16 protein-coding genes are annotated in these 17,555 nt (G+C 43.5%); 13 read left to right on the top strand and 3 right to left on the bottom strand.

Annotated features, from left to right (window positions below; all coding sequences use genetic code 11):
• Positions 1-304: 304 nt before the first annotated feature.
• The 3 genes from MHH25_RS21115 to MHH25_RS21105 all read left to right on the top strand — a co-directional run bounded on the left by MHH25_RS21115 (position 305) and on the right by MHH25_RS21105 (position 2,305).
• Entirely contained in the window at positions 305-601 is a 297-nt protein-coding gene (locus tag MHH25_RS21115; RefSeq protein ID WP_047843765.1) for a YlaH-like family protein, read from the top strand.
• Between the two features lie 91 nt (positions 602-692).
• The gene (locus tag MHH25_RS21110) at positions 693-1,754 is read left to right on the top strand and encodes an LCP family protein (RefSeq protein WP_036614987.1); all 1,062 of its coding nucleotides are present in this window, start codon (positions 693-695) and stop codon (positions 1,752-1,754) included.
• A gap of 98 nt (positions 1,755-1,852) precedes the next feature.
• The gene (locus MHH25_RS21105; RefSeq protein WP_076318866.1) at positions 1,853-2,305 is read left to right on the top strand and encodes a pyridoxamine 5'-phosphate oxidase family protein; all 453 of its coding nucleotides are present in this window, start codon (positions 1,853-1,855) and stop codon (positions 2,303-2,305) included.
• Positions 2,306-2,312: 7 nt separating this feature from the next.
• Here the strand turns inward: MHH25_RS21105 and MHH25_RS21100 are convergent, their stop codons facing one another.
• The gene (locus MHH25_RS21100; protein WP_340017967.1) at positions 2,313-3,008 is read right to left on the bottom strand and encodes a YhcN/YlaJ family sporulation lipoprotein; all 696 of its coding nucleotides are present in this window, start codon (positions 3,006-3,008) and stop codon (positions 2,313-2,315) included.
• A gap of 152 nt (positions 3,009-3,160) precedes the next feature.
• Here MHH25_RS21100 and MHH25_RS21095 point away from each other — a divergent pair, with 152 nt between their 5' ends.
• Complete coding sequence (locus MHH25_RS21095; protein WP_100527047.1) at positions 3,161-4,495, top strand: PhoH family protein; 1,335 nt, start codon at positions 3,161-3,163, stop codon at positions 4,493-4,495.
• Between the two features lie 221 nt (positions 4,496-4,716).
• Positions 4,717-5,988 (top strand): extracellular solute-binding protein, encoded by a 1,272-nt coding sequence (locus MHH25_RS21090; protein ID WP_340017965.1) that lies wholly within the window; start codon positions 4,717-4,719, stop codon positions 5,986-5,988.
• Positions 5,989-6,086: 98 nt separating this feature from the next.
• On the opposite strand, the gene MHH25_RS21085 is transcribed toward MHH25_RS21090, so the two are convergent.
• Both MHH25_RS21085 and MHH25_RS21080 read right to left on the bottom strand, forming a co-directional pair.
• The gene (locus MHH25_RS21085) at positions 6,087-7,166 is read right to left on the bottom strand and encodes a hypothetical protein (RefSeq protein ID WP_340017964.1); all 1,080 of its coding nucleotides are present in this window, start codon (positions 7,164-7,166) and stop codon (positions 6,087-6,089) included.
• Positions 7,167-7,350: 184 nt separating this feature from the next.
• Positions 7,351-7,587 (bottom strand): DUF2626 domain-containing protein, encoded by a 237-nt coding sequence (locus MHH25_RS21080; RefSeq protein ID WP_017687281.1) that lies wholly within the window; start codon positions 7,585-7,587, stop codon positions 7,351-7,353.
• 314 nt (positions 7,588-7,901) lie between these two features.
• Between MHH25_RS21080 and MHH25_RS21075 the strand changes: the two genes are divergently transcribed.
• From MHH25_RS21075 to bshC, 8 genes are all read left to right on the top strand, one after another.
• A complete protein-coding gene (locus tag MHH25_RS21075; RefSeq protein ID WP_036674824.1) occupies positions 7,902-8,552 on the top strand; it encodes an RsfA family transcriptional regulator in 651 nt (216 codons plus the stop codon).
• Positions 8,553-8,702: 150 nt separating this feature from the next.
• Positions 8,703-9,662 (top strand): 2-dehydropantoate 2-reductase, encoded by a 960-nt coding sequence (locus MHH25_RS21070; RefSeq protein WP_340017962.1) that lies wholly within the window; start codon positions 8,703-8,705, stop codon positions 9,660-9,662.
• Positions 9,662-10,036 carry a DUF3397 domain-containing protein gene (locus MHH25_RS21065; protein ID WP_036614898.1) on the top strand — a complete coding sequence of 125 codons (375 nt, stop codon included), beginning with the start codon at positions 9,662-9,664 and terminating at the stop codon, positions 10,034-10,036. The genes MHH25_RS21070 and MHH25_RS21065 overlap by 1 nt, the downstream gene beginning before the upstream one ends.
• A gap of 153 nt (positions 10,037-10,189) precedes the next feature.
• Entirely contained in the window at positions 10,190-11,887 is a 1,698-nt protein-coding gene (locus tag MHH25_RS21060) for a peptide ABC transporter substrate-binding protein (RefSeq protein ID WP_036614896.1), read from the top strand.
• A 189-nt stretch (positions 11,888-12,076) separates the two neighbouring features.
• On the top strand, positions 12,077-13,009 hold the full coding sequence (locus MHH25_RS21055) for an ABC transporter permease (protein ID WP_036614893.1): 933 nt from the start codon (positions 12,077-12,079) through the stop codon (positions 13,007-13,009).
• 2 nt (positions 13,010-13,011) lie between these two features.
• Positions 13,012-13,938, top strand: coding sequence for an ABC transporter permease (locus MHH25_RS21050; RefSeq protein WP_017687287.1), 927 nt, complete (start codon positions 13,012-13,014; stop codon positions 13,936-13,938).
• Between the two features lie 17 nt (positions 13,939-13,955).
• Complete coding sequence (locus MHH25_RS21045; protein ID WP_036614890.1) at positions 13,956-15,725, top strand: ABC transporter ATP-binding protein; 1,770 nt, start codon at positions 13,956-13,958, stop codon at positions 15,723-15,725.
• Positions 15,726-15,882: 157 nt separating this feature from the next.
• Positions 15,883-17,514 carry a bacillithiol biosynthesis cysteine-adding enzyme BshC gene (gene bshC, locus MHH25_RS21040; RefSeq protein ID WP_340017960.1) on the top strand — a complete coding sequence of 544 codons (1,632 nt, stop codon included), beginning with the start codon at positions 15,883-15,885 and terminating at the stop codon, positions 17,512-17,514.
• Positions 17,515-17,555 lie beyond the last annotated feature (41 nt).

Below are 17,555 nucleotides of genomic sequence, written 5' to 3'. Positions count from 1 at the left end.
AACAACAAAATAATATATATAAGTTAACGTTTGATGGAACACATATGCACCATCGGCGTTAATTACAACCCACTAAAGTAGTGGAGGATACGGAATCGATTCTGTAGGAGCGAAGCGTTCGCCTTTATCCCCGGATTTTACCATTGAAAAATGGATCAAAAAAATCTGGGGATAACAGCGACCAAAAGAACGATCCGAATCCGAAACGGTCACATTGCAGAGCTTTGTAATTAATGTTGTTGGTGTTTTTCCATCAACCAGTTAACTTATATCCTAGCATGAACACGAAAGGAGCTGGCTGTGCATGCAAGCATGGTTCGCGTCAAACCCGATCGTAGCCTACATCGTCATCTTTGTATTGATTACTTACGTATATAACAAGGTGTTTCGGGTACGTCAGAAATTGCCACTTGGTAAGGAAATCGTTCTCTATATTTTGATGGCGATGGGCACATTCATGCTTCTTATTTTTCAGATCGACAAGCTTCCCATCATTCAATGTTTGCTGGTGGCAGTTGGTTTGATGTTATTAGTGAGAGTGCGTTATTTTATTGAAGGTCGTCAAAAGAAAAAAGCGGAAGCTGCCGCTCGAAACTCATAAATCCTGTCTTGGTACAGACCATCCGTTTTCCTTAGGGAAAGCGGTTGTCTTTTATTTAGACAAAAACAGATGTGATAAAGGTGTTGAAGATATGAACTCAAATTCGAACGGACTGCCTCCACGGAGACAGGCACCAACGCAATCCGGTGCTTCTGGATCGAAGAATGGCAAGGGCAAGCAGCCTAAGAAGAAAAAGAGAATGAATGCTTTTGGCAGAATCCTTTTAAGTCTATTGGTTATTGCCATTGTGGTAGGCGGTGGATATGCGTACTGGGTATACAATCAAGTCGTGGATACAGGCATCGATAAACCGGTACCTCCCGGGATGTCAGCCACAACCAAACCGATCACGATGCTGTTATTAGGCACAGATAACCGTCCTGAAACTGGCACATATCTCTCGGATGTTGTTATGGTGGCTTCGTTGAATCCGGAGACCAAGACGGCAACCATTGTATCTTTGCCTCGAGACACGCGTATTCAATTGGATGGGTACAAATCCAACAAGCTGAATTCCTATTATCCAAGATTCAAAGCACAGGAAAAAACCACTGGCAAAAATGCAGAGGATCAGATGAAAGAAATGATGGGCAAGTATTTGGATGTAGATATTAATTATACAACCGTCCTGAATTTCCAGGCATTCCGTGATGCTGTCAATGCCGTGGGTGGCGTGGATGTGACTGTGGATAAAAATATGTGTTATAGAGATACAGCCGATGGTACAGATATCAATCTGGTCGCAGGCGCACAACATCTCGATGGTAAAGCAGCACTAGATTTTGTTCGTTACCGCAAATCCAATTGTAATCCGAAGACTGATGAATCCAATGACTTTGATCGTAACAAACGTCAAAACCAAGTGCTGAACTCCATGCTGGATCAGATGAAATCTCTTGGGGGCATTACAAAGATCAGCAAAGTGATTGGTGCAGTTGACAAGAATATGACGACAGATGTGGAATCGGAACAAATGAAAAACTTTATCTCGACGTATTGGAACATTTCCACTTCGGATGTGCATTATACTCCGGTTACCGGAGAGTGGAGAAGTCCATATGTGTATATTAATGAGACGGAACTCGCCAATGCCAAGCAGGCTTTACAAGATACACTTTCAGGTAAAGTAACGGCTTCACCTTCAGGCGAATAACCTTCATTCTTTTGGGATTGGAAGCACGTTAATCGGTATGCTATAATAACATAAACCAAGTACAAGAATTGCATAAAGAAGGTTAGGGGGCTGGTTGAATGTCCGAAGCCGTCACACAATTAACTGAATCTCTTTTACAGCAATTCAAGAATGAGACCTTTGTGCTTCTGAGCACTGTGGATGTAGAATCCGGAGGTCCGACTTCAACAGCCATCTCCTGGATTTATGCGGAGAATGCTTCTACTTTTCGTGTAGCAATTGATCATCGTTCACGTTTAGTGAAAAACATGATTACTAATCCGCTCATTACGGTAACTGTCTTTGGAGAAGAGACGGTGTACGCAGTGAACGGACGTGCTGCAGTAAGACAAGATCCGCTGCTGGACGTTCCATTTAATATGTGCTGTTTCGACATTACAATTGAAGCGGTGAGGAATGCTCTGTTTTACGGCGCTCAATTGTCCTCTGTGCCTCAATATGTCAAAATATATGATCAGCGTGCTGCTGAGAAATTAGATGAGCAGGTTTTTGCTGCCATGAAAAAAGCCTAGTGAGAGATCACTGGGCTTTTTGTTGTCTTTTGTCTGATGAATGCAGCTGCTGCATTTGTTGTTTTTGATTCATGGGTTCATCCGGATTTTGACGGACTTTGACGTCTTTCGGGAGTTGAGGGATAATTCGTCCCACCATGTCAGCGAGTTCTGAAGCAAAACCGGAGATTGGGTGCCCTTGACGAATATGTTCACCAATCTCTTTAATTCGTTCAGTGACATCTGCATCAGCAGTAACGATGGAATCTATACCTTCGGGGTCTTTGCGAAGTGCTTCGGCAACAGCGTACTTAATGGTACCCACCCGAGCACGTTCCAGTTCACCATCAACATCGATGCCAACTACGGCTGTATTACCGAGTATGACGCAGTTCGCATCTTCAACACCTTCTACTTGCTTGGCAAGGGCTTTAAGGTGATTGATTCGTTTTTCATTGGGCATCCGGCCACTCTGTGCATCATCTGCAATGTTGGTATCATGGACTTCACCTGTATTCTCATTGAGACGGTCCAAACGTGAAGGATTCATCCGATCTTCCTGTGCATTGAGCATGTGAGATCCTTTCCCTTGATCTTGCTGAGTTGTTACATTTCCTCCGTAACCTTTCGCATGTGTACCTTGATTCGGCGAAGCGCTGCGTGTGGAACTGTTGCAACCTGTAAGTATAAAGATCAGAAGCAGCGTGCAAACCCATATTTTCATAAATGTTCATCCTTTCTTGGAGTTTTTCAGAATGGTTGACAATTATTTTGCCCTAGTCGAATACATTTATGTATGGGATCATGATTGTCCATGCCGCTGCTGAAAGATCACACTATTCATGCCTTTAACGACGCCGCTTTGGAGGGGATTGAATGAAAAAGATTTTTGTATTGGATACCAACGTGCTTCTGCATGACCCCAATGCCATATTTGCCTTTGAGGAACATGAGGTAATCATTCCCGCGGTTGTACTGGAGGAGATCGACTCCAAAAAAAGAAATGCCGATGAAATTGGGCGTAATGCCCGTAATGTATCCAGACTGTTAGATGGATTACGAGAGCTGGGTCACTTGCACAGTGGGGTACCTTTGGCTAATGGAGGTAACCTGAAAGTAGAGCTGAATCATCGGAGTTTCGTGAAAGTTCAGGAAATGTTTGGTGAAGTGTCCAACGATAATCGCATTTTGGCTGTCGCACTGAATTATCAGATTGAGGAGAATGAAAAGGAAGTAGTCGAACGTCAGGTCGTGCTTGTCAGTAAAGATGTACTTGTGCGTATCAAAGCGGATGTACTTGGTCTGTTCACACAGGATTACTTATCAGATCGGACGGCAGGACTCAGTGAGTTATATCCAGGTTATACGGCCCTAAAAGTTCATCCGTCAGTGATTGATGAGTTTTACACATATCGTTTTTTACCAATCAAACCGTTGCAGTTGTCTTATTCGTTGTATCCGAATGAATTTGTCATTCTCAAGGATGAGATGGGAACCAATAAATCGGCTTTGCTTAAAGTGAACACAGAGGGATCAAAGCTGGAGCCGCTTTTCCTCAGTAATGACAATGTCTGGGGCATTAGCGCACGTAACGCACAACAACGCATGGCACTGGAATTGCTTTTGAATGATGACATCCCGCTTGTTACCATCACCGGTAAAGCCGGAACAGGGAAAACCTTGCTGGCACTTGCAGCAGGTCTGCTTAAGGTAGAGGATGATCATAAGTACAAAAAACTGTTGATCGCTCGCCCTGTCGTTCCAATGGGGAAAGATATCGGTTATTTGCCTGGTGAGAAGGAAGAAAAACTTCGTCCATGGATGCAGCCGATATATGATAATCTGGAGTTTTTGTTTGACACCAAAAAAGCTGGAGATATCGATAAAATCCTAATGGGACTTGGCAGTATTCAGGTGGAGGCCTTAACGTATATTCGTGGAAGATCGATACCTGGACAGTTTATCATTATTGATGAAGCCCAGAACCTGTCGCGCCACGAAGTGAAGACCATTGTATCAAGGGTCGGTGAAGGCAGTAAGATTATTTTGATGGGAGACCCCGAACAGATAGACCATCCGTATCTTGATTCTGCCAGTAATGGTCTGACGTATATCGTGGAACGGTTCAAACAAGAGGGAATCAGCGGACACATCATGCTCGAAAAAGGAGAACGGTCCAAGCTGGCACAGCTTGCAGCTGATTTATTGTAAAATTTAGGGGATTTATTTCCCGGAAAATGTTGTTATTGAAGCCGGCTCCTGGAGCCGGCTTTTTGCCGAAAAAATAAGTAAGCGTTATTACACAGAACTCGATATGCTCGTATTATGCAAAAATCCGAAAAAGTGTTTTTCGGCAGGGTAGGACAAGAGTACTACTTATTTGTTACAATAATTGCTGCAGGAAAAAACTAGGTGAACAGGGAGGGAAGTTAATGAAGCGTAGACATCAGGTTGTTTTATTCGCGGTATTGCTGCTTTCGTTAACGATCTTGTCACCGAGTTTTGACTTTAGAGGTTCGCAGCTCAATCAGGAACGCGATCAGGAAAAGGATGCTTTTCCTGGGTCTTCGTCCCGTAATGAAGATGCTCAAGCTCCGCTGGAGATTGTAGTGGCCATGTCGGATGAAGAGTTCCAAGCCTTTCAAAAAATAGCCAAAGAAGTTGCTGCTTCCCAGCTGGTAGAGATTAATCTTCGGAATGAGAAGCCGGATACATATAAGCATGTTTTGGATCTTGAATTTTCACTAGGAGAGAACGGTGATGTTGTTCTGCTTGATAGTGAGGAAGTGCAATACTATGCCCAAAAAGGGTACCTGTATCCGTTAAACGGAACCACATTATCGAAGTCGCTAGGAGATACGGTAGTTGGGTTACGGGGAATGACAGAGTGGAATGGTTATCAGTGGGGAATGCCTTTTGATTTTGATCCGTACATTCTGGCTGCCCAATCTTCATTTCTGAAGAGAGCTGGTCTGGAGTCATTACCTCGCAATAAAGATCAGTGGGTCAAACTTACTCAACAAGCCATTGCGGAAGGCACCCCTTTAATTACAATGAACATCAATGATATGTACGGGACAAATGCGTGGCTGAATCATTTGGAACCGAAAATGGCACCAGACCAAGTTAAACGAACACAAATAGATTCGCAAACGGGGAATCTTCAGCAGGGAATTCAGTTGATGAATCAGATTCAGCCCCTTATTAAGCTGGAGTCTACCAATTCAGAGTTCTCTCCAACTGCTGACCAGAACGGCACACCGATGGTTGTATCGTTGTTATCTCAATTATTAAGTGCGGATCAAGCGAGTGCAGTTGATAAAGATTCTTTGGAGCGGATTTCTTTCGAAACCTTGGAAACCGTAAACTCCAGAAGCCTTGTTATTACTGCGGGTTCGGTTGAGGCTGAGGAGGCCAGTAGATGGATTGAAGGAATGACGTCCGCTACGACACAGCTGAAATGGTACCAACAGGTTAACCGGTTGCCCGCAAAGCAACAGGAGCTGGATTTGGAGTCTGAGAAACTCGTTGGACGTTATGACATGACAAAGGGACAATCCTGGTTCTCAACCACCCAAGATGTCCCCGCTGCAACGACTGAAAGTCATGCTCTAATAACTCGTTTTCATAAAAAAGTACAACAATTCTTAAAGGGAGAAATTACAGCGAATCAATACGTAGACAGTATTAGAACGACGAATTAACTTTAAGTTCGTGTTCAAAAAGTCTGAATTTCATCTTCGATGCTGATGATGCCACAAGGCATCCTTCGTAGTCAAAAGCGGACTTTTGAACAACTTCTTTAAAATGATATAGCTAGTTTTACTTCCAGTATGCCTTCACTTGTTGAAACATCGGTTGCTTTGACAAACGACAGGATTTTCTGTGGATAGAACCCAAGGTCAAATTCTTTTTCCAGCATTCGGCGAGTGGTGTTTGGTAATTCAAGCTGGTTGAATACAAGTTTGTCCACATGAAAACGAATGGAGTTTTGGGGTTCATTTTCTACCGTATAATGTCCTTCTATGCTTAATTGCAACTGATCCCGCTGACCGGAAGCTATAATCTTATCCTGATTAAACTGAAAGGCAAAGTCTTCAAAGATTGAATTTTGGGAACGAAGAAATGCATTAAGCTCATCCTGCCCAATTCGAATCGTATAGGTTGCTCCAGTCGTGGATATACCTCCGTTTTGTTTTTGGATAAAATCGGGCAGGTTCTGCATGGCAGATGCCAATGCTTTGAAATATCGTTTCACCTCATAGATGCCGATGTTCTCCCAATAAAGGGTTAATTCATCCATCAGTTTCTGAATCGCTGCCGCATCTCCGCTGGTGGCTATTTGGGCATCCACTTCTTTTTGCAAGGCGACTACACGTTCCCGCTGGTTTTGAAGATTAGTCTTCATTTCGGTTAATTCTGTTGTAGTCTGACGAATCTGAGTGGAAGTCTGTTGCAGATTGTGATAACGGTCCTGATACTTGTCCAGCACAGCCTGATCCCGTCCGATAATAATCTGGTAATAATCATACAGTACAAACAGGTCTTTGAATGATCTGGCTCCCAGGACCGTCATGAGGAGGCTGTCGCGTTCTCCTGTGTAGTAGGACCTCACTACAGCTCCGGCCCGATCTTGCTGAATATGTATCTGCTCTTCCTGTTCCTGCAGCTGGACGGATAATGTCTCGTGTTGTTGACCCAGCTGCTTCTGCCTTTCGGTGATGCGTTCGATTTCATGATCGATTTCAACGATGGATAGACTTTTTTGTAATATCTCACGTGTATCCTCAGGTGAAGACTCTCCATAGGTATAGGCTAAAGGTAGCTGGAGGAATAAAATGATGCATAATATAAAGGCGGAAATGCCGTGTTGACGTTTCACCGATCCATTCTCCTTTCCACTTCTTAAATGACAAACGTACAGGCTTGTTGTCTTCCAGACAATATATGAAACAAATACGTGAAATATCCTTAGTGGTTACATAACACCATGAACATTCATTTAATCTGAACACAACAAAAAAGCAACCCGACAGATATCGGATCACTTTGATGCTGCAGGTGGATTAGAGCGGCAAACCCATTTCGAATACGGTCCAGTAGCTGAACCCCGTGAATGTTACGATCATATAACCCCAGAAGAGCAATATGTACGTTCGCTCGGTAAATTTCAAGTATCCCAAAATGACAAAAAACGCAGTCTGCAGGAAAAAAAGCAAAGCCATTTCGACCAGATCTCCCGCAAAAGCCATCAGGCCAATTGCAAGCGTGAAGAACCCGAGTACCCGAAACATGCGTGCCACGGTAAATCCTCCTCTCCTAAGTACGTTCATAGATTGTCTACACAACATTATACCGGGAAAGGAAAAACGTGTAAACAAATTTGGATATGAAAGCGAATTCTTTTTTTGCTCAAAGTAAGTATAGAGGGATATGTTTTACGTATGTCACGTATGAGCAAGCCTGAATGTGGAAATACATTTTAGTATGAAATCAATTCTATGAACTCTATGAGAGGCATAAGAATGAATGAAGCAGCTTTTATACCTAATTCACATACCGGGCTTCCGGTAATGCGGACGGTTATTTTAGGATGTTGTTAGGAGGGTATTATAGCATGACTGCAGTGAGACAGGATGCTTGGAGTACAGAGGACGATTTGATATTGGCTGAGGTTACTTTGCGTCATATTCGGGAAGGCAGTACACAATTGGCCGCTTTTGAAGAGGTGGGCGAAAAAATAGGCAGAACATCTGCCGCATGCGGTTTTCGCTGGAACAGTTGTGTACGTAAAAAGTATGATTCTGCCATCAGTAACGCCAAGGCACAACGACAAAAACGAAGTTATCTCAGAAAGCAACCAGCTATGCTCGGACCGCAGGTTGCAGCACTGTCTACACTGGACACTGAAGAACATCTGTACAAATCAGATGGGATCTCAGACGATTCATTATCGATGGATGCAGTAATCCGCTTCCTGCGACAATGGAAGGGAACGGTGCAGGAGAGTAGTCGTCAACTCAAGATGCTGGAGAAGGAGCTTCGGGAGAAAGAAGATGAATTGCTTGAACTACGTCTTGAGAATGACCGTCTCTCCAAGGAAGTGAATGAAGTACAGACGGATTACCGTGTGGTGAATGACGACTACAAAGCTTTGATTCAGATTATGGATCGGGCTCGCAGACTCGCATTTTTGTCCGAAGAAGAAGAGGAACTTAAGACACGTTTCAAGATGGATGCCAACGGGAATCTGGAACGAATTGAATAACAAATTCAGACGTTTGATTTGTGAAAGTCAGGTATGAACCCGCCACACCTCCGTTACACAACGGCAGGTATGACGGGTTTTTAGTTTGGTGTTTTTGTTCTATTATAGATAATAGAAGAGAAACTACTGAAGCGGAGAGGAGTGCATCATATGATCATTGACATCGTAGGAGCGGGAGCACTTGGTCTTTTGTATGGCGGGAAACTGCTGGCGTCAGGTAACAAGGTCAGATTTTGGACGAGAACAGCAGCTCAGGCAGACCTCCTCAGCCATAATGGAGTAATCATTGTGGAACAAGACGAGGAAATACATATTCTACCGGATCAATTACAGGCGAAACCAATAAGTAAGCTGACTGACACATGGAAGAAAAAACCAGGAGAATGGTTATTGCTCATGGTTAAGCAGACAAGCATTGATGATTTCATTCATGAGATTAGTCCATTACAAGATCATGTGCTGAATGTCGCTTGTTTTCAGAATGGGATGGGCCATCTTACAAAACTTCAAGCAGCTTTGCCAAAGTCGCTTCTGTGTAGTGCGGTTACAACAGAAGGTGCGAAGCGAACACAAAGTCAGGTGACTCGTGCAGGTACAGGTGAAACTAGGCTGGGGAGGTACAACATACATATAGGAGCTTCTACCTCTATAGAGGAGAAGAGAACATTTACTCTGTCGGGATCGTTGCAGCAGGCAGGATTTGACTGTACAGTGTCGAATGAAATCGATAAGCTGATATACAGGAAACTATTGATTAATTCAGTCATTAACCCGCTCACGGCACTATGGCGAATCCCTAATGGAGAATTGATCGTCAAGGAAGAACGAAAGAGGCTAATGCGCCAGTTATATGATGAAGTATTGTTAATCTACTCTGCAAGTGGAATATGTTTGGATCAGGATATGTGGGATCAACTGATATCGGTCTGTCGTTCTACTGCCACGAATACTTCCTCCATGCTTGCAGATGTTCTCGCTGGACGTGGTACAGAAGTGAGGTCAATTAACGGTCATATTGTAAGAATGGCACAGAAGTTGGACCTTTTTGCACCTACACATGAAATACTGCTTCATCTGATTGAAGGAATGCAACCGGAAGGAGTGAATTAATGGGACTTTTTATTGTGTTGAGCATATTGCCCTTTTTTCCGTTCTTTCTTGTCTATTGGGGCATGTACGTATGGAAAAAAGACAAACGTAAAGCATTGCGAATGGCAATGGATGTAACCACTTTTTTTCTTGTATTTTCAGTTTCAGCGTTATTCAACTTAACATTTGATTCGAATTTTGGTTTTTATCTGACATTAATACTCATACTAGTAGCACTTGGATTCATCGGGGGTGCGCAAAATCGACTAAAAGGGAAGGTCGATAGGGGTAGAATGTTCCGGGCCGTATGGCGCATGTCTTTCGTCATCATGAGTTTCGGGTATGTTTTGTTTACTTTATTTGGATTATTTAGATACTTCATGCAACAGATGTAAGGTTACATAACGCATAAGAGGCAAAAAATGTGTCGATTTTGTCGAAAACTGAAAAAAACATTACTTTCTGAAAAAGTAATGTAGATTTTTTTGACCGGTGGTTGTATAATCTATAAACATATAAACCATATCAATTTAGGGGGAACGTGTTAGATGAAAAGGAAAAGTCTATTAGTCCTTTTGACGCTGATTTTGGCGTTCGGTACCGTACTTGCAGCGTGCGGATCGAAAAACGAAGGCACAGGTAACACCGATACTGGTTCTGCAAACGAAGGAAATGGTCTTGCTAAAGATCAAATTCTGAAAATCAACCTGTCAGCTGAACCTCCTACGTTGGACCCGGCTCAAGCAAAAGACAGCCAAACCAACACAGTTCTGAAATTCTTGTATGAAGGTCTTGTACGCATCGATGCTGATGGTAAAGAACAAGCGGGCGTAGCTAAAGACTGGACAATCTCCGAAGATGGTTTGAAATATGTTTTCAACCTGAACCCGGAAGCTAAATGGAGCAACGGTGATGCAATCACTGCCGAAGACTTTGTTCGTTCTTGGGAACGTGCTTTGAAACCGGAAACAGCTTCTCCATATGCATACCAATTGTACTATATTAAAGGCGCTGAAGGTTACAACCTCAGCAAAGATGAAACATACAAAGGTACTAAAGTCACAGATTTCTCACAAGTAGGCGTTAAAGCTACTGATGAGCACACATTGGAAGTAACGTTGGAAAACCCAACACCTTACTTCTTGGGTCTGACAGCATTCTACACGTACTACCCAGTACATGCATCTGCAGACACAAATGACAAATTCTTCACAGACTACAAAAACATGATCGTTAACGGACCATTTGTAATGGATCAATACTCTAAAGGTCAAAAAATTGTTGTGAAGAAAAACGATGGTTACCATGCAGCTGCCGATATTAAATTGGCTGAAATCGATATGTCTCTGACAAACAGCAGTGCTTCCGAACTGCAAGCTTACAAATCAGGACAATTGGACTACACTGGTGCACCTAACGGTGAAATTCCATCCGACCAAATTCCTTCTGTAAAAGCGGAATTGCCGGACGAGTTCAAAGCTACTGGTATTGCAAGTACGTACTACTATCAGTTCAACGTAAACGAAGCACCATTTAACAACGTTAAAATCCGTAAAGCATTTGCAATGGCAATTCAGCGTCAGCTGATTGTTGACAAAGTTACACAAGGTGGACAAATTCCAGCATTCGGCTTTGTACCTCCAGGTATCCGTGGTGAAAACGGCGAATTCCGTGATGAGCACAAAGACGATTACTTCACTGAAAATGTTGAAGAAGCTAAAGCATTGCTTGCTGAAGGTATGAAAGAAGAAGGTTACACAACATTGCCAGCTGTTACGTTGATCTACAACACTAGTGATGGCCACGCAAAAATCGCTTTGGCGGTTGCTGACATGTGGAAACAAAATCTTGGTGTTGATGTGAAAACAGAAAACCAAGAGTGGGGCGTATTCCTTGAGAACCGTCAAAACCAAAACTTCCAAGTAGCTCGTGCAGGTTGGTCTGCTGACTACAACGATCCATACAACTTCTTGGAAATGTGGACTACTGGAAACACAAACAATGATTCCAAATTCAGCAACGAACAGTATGACAAAGATGTTAAAGAAACTGTAAAATCTGCTGATCCAGCTGCACGTATGGCTGCATTTGCTGACGCTGAGAAAATCCTGATTCAAGATGAAATGGGCGTTATGCCAATCTATTATTACACTAACGTATCTTTGACTAAGCCTTACCTGAAAGGTGTACAACTTGATTTCAGTGGAGCTATTGACTACACTCGTGCATATCTGGAAGAGAAATAAGTTGTTCTGAAGTCTAATATGAATACTTCGGGATATATATGTGGAATTCCATATATATCCCGATTTTTTGTATGTGCACCGATTTTCCTTATAATTCTTGAAATTTCCGATAAATGGATTGGACTTTATTTCTGTCTAATTCTACAATCGATTTGTATACAAAATATTGTTTGTGGAGGTGTGCAAGGGTTGGTTAAGTATGTGTTGAAAAAACTATTATTTATGCTGCTATCGCTTTTCATACTCGCATCTGCAACCTTCTTCCTGATGAAGGCTATTCCGGGTGACCCTTTTACATCTGAGAAAAAAGTATCGCCTGAAATTCGGGTCTTGCTGGAACAGAAGTATGGATTGGACAAACCGATGTATGAACAATACCTGAAGTATATGGGTGGAATCATTAAGGGAGATTTCGGAGTCTCAATGAAATATCTCAATCGAGATGTAGCCGGAATGATCGGCGAAACATTCACCGCTTCGCTGAAGCTTGGAGTGTTTGCAATTGTTATCTCCATTATCGTGGGTGTTCTGCTGGGCCTTATTGCTGCAGTTTACCATCGTAAACTCATTGATGATATCACGATGATCCTGGCTGTCATAGGGATAGCTGTTCCGAGCTTCTTGCTTGCGTCACTATTGCAGTATCTCTTTGCTACTAAATTAGGCTGGTTTAACGTTATGGGCTTTGATGGTCCATTGGATTACGTTCTTCCGGTTGCAGCGCTATCTGCATCTCCGATTGCTTTTATCGCTCGTTTGACGCGTTCGAGCATGCTTGAAGTTTTACATGCAGATTATATCAAAACAGCTAAAGCCAAAGGTTTGAAATGGCCTGCAATTATGTTTAAACACGTTGTAAGAAACGGTATTCTACCAGTAGTAACTTATGTTGGTCCAATGACAGCGAATATCATCACAGGTTCCGTTGTAATTGAACAGATCTTTAACATCGGGGGAATTGGTAAAGTATTCGTAGAGAGTATCACAAACCGTGATTACACTATGATCATGGGGATCACGATTTTCTATGGTATCCTCCTGATGTTGGCTCGTTTCTTTACGGATATCGCTTACGTGCTGATTGATCCTAGAATTAAGCTGGAAAGCCGGAAGGGGGCATAACGTTGTCTGGCACGAATAATAAAAAGAATGAAACGGCGAACACGAACCTGACTAGTCAGGCAGCGGTTAAACCGCAAGAAAGTGTATCCCTTTTTAAAGATGCCATGTACAGACTTGCAACCAATAAGGCTGCAATGATCAGTCTGAGCGTGTTGGTTCTTGTCGTGATTTTCTCTTTGATTGGTCCAACTTCTTTGTTTACAAGTTATAATTATTATTCCAATGATTTGTTGAATGCCAATGCAGCACCGAGTGCGGAGCACTGGTTCGGTACGGACGAGCTTGGTCGCGACGTGTGGGTAAGAACTTGGGTAGGAGCACGTGTATCCCTTACTGTAGGTTTGGCCGCAGCCTTGATTGACCTTGTTATCGGGGTTATTTATGGAGCGATCATGGGTTTCTATGGTGGACGTGTAGATGGAATTATGAACAAGTTTTCCGAAATCCTCTACTCCTTGCCGTACATGCTTGTTGTAATTTTGTTGCTGGTTGTACTGGAACCAAGTCTGACAACGATTATCATTGCCCTCACCATCACAGGCTGGATCAGCATGTCGTGGATTGTGCGTGGTGAAATTATGCAACTCAAAAACAGAGACTTTATTCTTGCTGCAAGGTCCATGGGAGCAAGCACAGGACGTCAATTGTTCCGTCATTTGTTGCCCAATGCAATAGGACCGATTCTTGTAACATTGACGTTGTCCATTCCAAATGCAATCTTTGCTGAAGCGTTCCTCAGCTTCCTTGGATTGGGTGTATCAGCACCAAGATCTTCACTTGGTTCTATGATCAATGATGCACTTACAGGCTGGACGCTATTCCCGTGGCGGATGTGGTTCCCAGCAGGTCTGATGGTTCTTACAATGCTTGCATTTAACTTGCTCGGAGACGGTCTGCGTGACGCACTCGATCCGAAATTACGTAAATAGAAACAGGAGGTGGGATTATGGAGCCGATTTTAACTGTCAAAGACCTGAGTGTGTCGTTCTCAACACGTTCTGGTGAATTTGATGCCGTTAAACATGTGAGTTTTGAACTTGGCAAAGGAGAGACGCTGGGGATCGTAGGTGAATCGGGTAGTGGTAAGAGTGTTACCGCCCAAACCATCATGAAATTGATTCCCTCCCCGCCTTCGAAGGTCAAAAGCGGAGAAATTACTTTTCACGGGCAAGACCTGCTGAATAAGACAGACAAACAAATGGAAGCGATTCGTGGTAAAGATATCGGTATGATCTTCCAAGATCCAATGACTTCATTGAATCCTACCATTAAAATTGGTAAACAAATTACTGAAGTATTGCGCAAGCATCAGAACATGTCCAAACAAGCGGCGAATAAAGCGGCTTTGGAGATGCTGGAACTTGTAGGTATTAAAAATGCGGCTATTCGCATGAATCATTATCCTCACCAATTCTCTGGTGGTATGCGTCAGCGTGCCATGATTGCGATCGCGCTTGCATGTCGTCCATCCCTTCTGATTGCGGATGAGCCGACAACTGCACTTGACGTTACAATTCAGGCTCAAATTCTGGATGTCATGAAAGACATGCAGCAAAAGCTGGGAACATCGATCATGCTGATTACGCATGACCTTGGTGTCGTAGCGGGTATGTGTGACCGTGTTGTTGTTATGAAGGAAGGCGAAGTTGTTGAAACAGGAACAACTGCAGAAATCTTTAGTAACCCTCAACATCCATACACCATTAAATTGCTGAATGCCTTGCCACGTCTGGACGAGCCCAAAAAGGAAAAACCAGCTCCGGCTGGTATTATCAAAGGCAGCAATAAGCCTCTGGTACAAGTGAAAAACTTGAAACAGTACTTTAATTTGGGTAAAGGTAACATTCTCAAAGCGGTCAATGACGTAAGCTTTGATATCTTTGAAGGTGAAACACTTGGCGTTGTAGGCGAGTCTGGCTGTGGTAAATCCACAACAGGTCGTACCATTCTGCGTCTTTATGAGCCAACTGGCGGAAATGTTAACTTCAACGGAACGGATATCTACAAGTTGTCCCCGCGCAAAATGAAAGAAATGCGTAAAGATATGCAGATGATCTTCCAAGATCCATATGCATCTCTTAACCCGCGTTTCAATGTTATGGATATTATCGGGGAGTCACTCGATATTCATGGTCTGGCTTCCAGCTCTAAAGAGCGCAAGAGACGAGTGGAGGAACTGCTTGATCTGGTAGGTTTGAATCCAAGTCATGCACTTCGTTATCCACATGAATTCTCCGGTGGTCAAAGACAACGGATCGGGATTGCGCGTGCGCTTGCTGTAGACCCTAAATTCATCATCTGTGATGAGCCATTGTCTGCACTGGATGTATCCATTCAGGCGCAGGTCGTTAAATTGCTTGAAGAACTTCAGCAACGTCTCGGCTTGACATACCTGTTTATTGCGCATGACTTGTCAATGGTTAAACATATCAGTGACCGTGTAGCTGTAATGTACATGGGTAAAGTGGTTGAGCTCGCAGAAAGTGAAGAACTATATGCGAACCCTGTCCACCCTTACACCAAAACATTGCTTTCCGCGATCCCTGTACCTGATCCGGAAGTGGAAGCGAACAAACGTCGCATCTTGCTGCCGGAAGAGCATATGAGCCCGATTCAGAACGGATCTGGCGGTCCTGCAAATGATCCGTACAACCTGGAAAATTCTCAATTGATTGAGGTTTCCAAAGGTCACTGGGTTGCAGAACCTTACGTATAATAGGAATATTAAAGCGATATGCTATTATTGATGTATTAAATGCCGCCGACTCGTTCGGCGGTTTTTTTCGTATTTTAATTACTTTCTTTTGACGAAGCGGCCCTGAATTCGGTACAATCAAGAAAGGCTCTTTGAAGCAGAATAGGAGGCAGACCTCATGAACGGTATTACCGAGGCACTCCGCAGCGGATCAAGACTTGCAGAAGATTATATCTGTTCAAGAGATGCTGCGCGTGGCCTTTACGAGTATGACATTCGCTGGGAATCAGGACTTCAGGCGCGTGCCGAGTGGCTGGACCAATCGGAAAACACACGTATTGATCGTCGTGATCTGGCAGAGTATTTACGTATATATAATAAGCGGGTGAACGACCATGGAGAGGTTCATACGTCCATCACACGTCTTGCAGAACAAGATGCACTAGTGGTTACAGGAGGACAGCAGAGCGGTCTGCTCACCGGACCACTGTTCGTCATATACAAAGCCGCTAGCGTAGTGGCAGCTGCGCGTGAAGCGGAAGAAAGACTTCAACGCCCGGTAGTCCCAGTATTTTGGATTGCCGGTGAAGACCATGACTGGGATGAGGTTAACCACACATATCTACCTGATTATCAGGGAGACATGAAGAAGGTTAAGTTACAAGGACGATTCGCAGGAAGGGATTCTGTGAGTAATGTTCATGTGGATTCGCAGCAGTGGGTGAATGTACTCGAACAGGTGGAACATCTTTTACCTGATACGATACATAAACCAGGACTGATGAAATGCATCTCAGAGATCCATCAATCCAGTTCAAATCTGAGTGATGCATTTGCCCGCATGATATCTGCCTTGTTTGCCAGTAGTGGACTTGTTCTAATGGATGCATCGGATCCAGATTTACGCAGGTTGGAACAGCCCGTGTTTGAGCGGTTGATACGAAAAAATGAAGTACTGCGCAGCGCATACACACAAGGTGCTGCGCTGGTACAACAAGCTGGTTATGTTATGCCTGCCGAAGTGGCGGAGGATGGAGCCAATCTGTTCTACATTCATGAAGGTACGCGTCTACTCTTGTTGTTGAAGGACGGTTTATATAGTGATCGCAAAGGTTTGGTTTCTTTCTCAGAGGAACGTTTGCTTCAGGAACTGGGAGAACATCCGGAGCGCTTCAGTAACAACGTATTGACACGACCATTAATGCAAGATTCCGTGTTGCCTGTAGCCGCTGTTATTTTGGGGCAAGGTGAAATTGCATATTGGGGTTTGACTCGGGAAGCATTCCGTCAGTTCGGCCTGCAAATGCCCATTTTGTTGCCGCGGTTGTCTTTCACCATTATGGAAGATATTCATCACAAACATATGAAACAATATGGACTTTCTTTTCAGGATGTTCAATATCATATGGAAGAAAAGAAGGAGCAATGGCTCGCACAGCAGGAGACGTTCCAGGTAGATGAACAGTTTGACAAGGTTCAGGAAGCGTTTCTTGATCTGTATGGACCGTTGCTAGATGAGATCGCGGAGATTCATCCGGGGCTGGAACGAATTGGCGACACCAATTTGAGTAAAATCAACGAGCAAATGCAGTATCTGAAACAACAGACTCACAAAGCTATCGAAGATAAACACAATGTGAGTCTAAGGCACTGGAACGGCATTCAGAACTCCTTATTCCCAACGGGCAAACCACAGGAACGAGTACATAATGCACTCTTTTACCTGAATCGTTATGGCACCGAGTGGATCGATGAACTGATTAAGGCCTCAAGTGAATTCCTTGGAGAGCATAAGGTTATTGCACTGTAGAGCCCTTTATAATAGAAGAAACACATAAACGAGGAGGACGT

It is taken from the genome of Paenibacillus sp. FSL H3-0457 (genome assembly GCF_037981725.1).
Lineage (GTDB): Bacteria > Bacillota > Bacilli > Paenibacillales > Paenibacillaceae > Paenibacillus > Paenibacillus amylolyticus.
This window is presented reverse-complemented; position numbering and strand designations above follow the sequence as displayed.

Bases quoted from the DNA above. Each gene is read 5' to 3' on its own strand.
- MHH25_RS21065 (WP_036614898.1), top strand. From the start codon at position 9,662: ATGGGACTTTTTATTGTGTTGAGCATATTGCCCTTTTTTCCGTTCTTT.
- MHH25_RS21105 (WP_076318866.1), top strand. From the start codon at position 1,853: ATGTCCGAAGCCGTCACACAATTAACTGAATCTCTTTTACAGCAATTC.
- MHH25_RS21110 (WP_036614987.1), top strand. From the start codon at position 693: ATGAACTCAAATTCGAACGGACTGCCTCCACGGAGACAGGCACCAACG.
- MHH25_RS21075 (WP_036674824.1), top strand. From the start codon at position 7,902: ATGACTGCAGTGAGACAGGATGCTTGGAGTACAGAGGACGATTTGATA.
- MHH25_RS21090 (WP_340017965.1), top strand. From the start codon at position 4,717: ATGAAGCGTAGACATCAGGTTGTTTTATTCGCGGTATTGCTGCTTTCG.
- MHH25_RS21115 (WP_047843765.1), top strand. From the start codon at position 305: ATGCAAGCATGGTTCGCGTCAAACCCGATCGTAGCCTACATCGTCATC.
- MHH25_RS21060 (WP_036614896.1), top strand. From the start codon at position 10,190: ATGAAAAGGAAAAGTCTATTAGTCCTTTTGACGCTGATTTTGGCGTTC.
- MHH25_RS21095 (WP_100527047.1), top strand. From the start codon at position 3,161: ATGAAAAAGATTTTTGTATTGGATACCAACGTGCTTCTGCATGACCCC.
- MHH25_RS21045 (WP_036614890.1), top strand. From the start codon at position 13,956: ATGGAGCCGATTTTAACTGTCAAAGACCTGAGTGTGTCGTTCTCAACA.
- bshC (WP_340017960.1), top strand. From the start codon at position 15,883: ATGAACGGTATTACCGAGGCACTCCGCAGCGGATCAAGACTTGCAGAA.
- MHH25_RS21070 (WP_340017962.1), top strand. From the start codon at position 8,703: ATGATCATTGACATCGTAGGAGCGGGAGCACTTGGTCTTTTGTATGGC.
- MHH25_RS21100 (WP_340017967.1), bottom strand. From the start codon at position 3,008: ATGAAAATATGGGTTTGCACGCTGCTTCTGATCTTTATACTTACAGGT.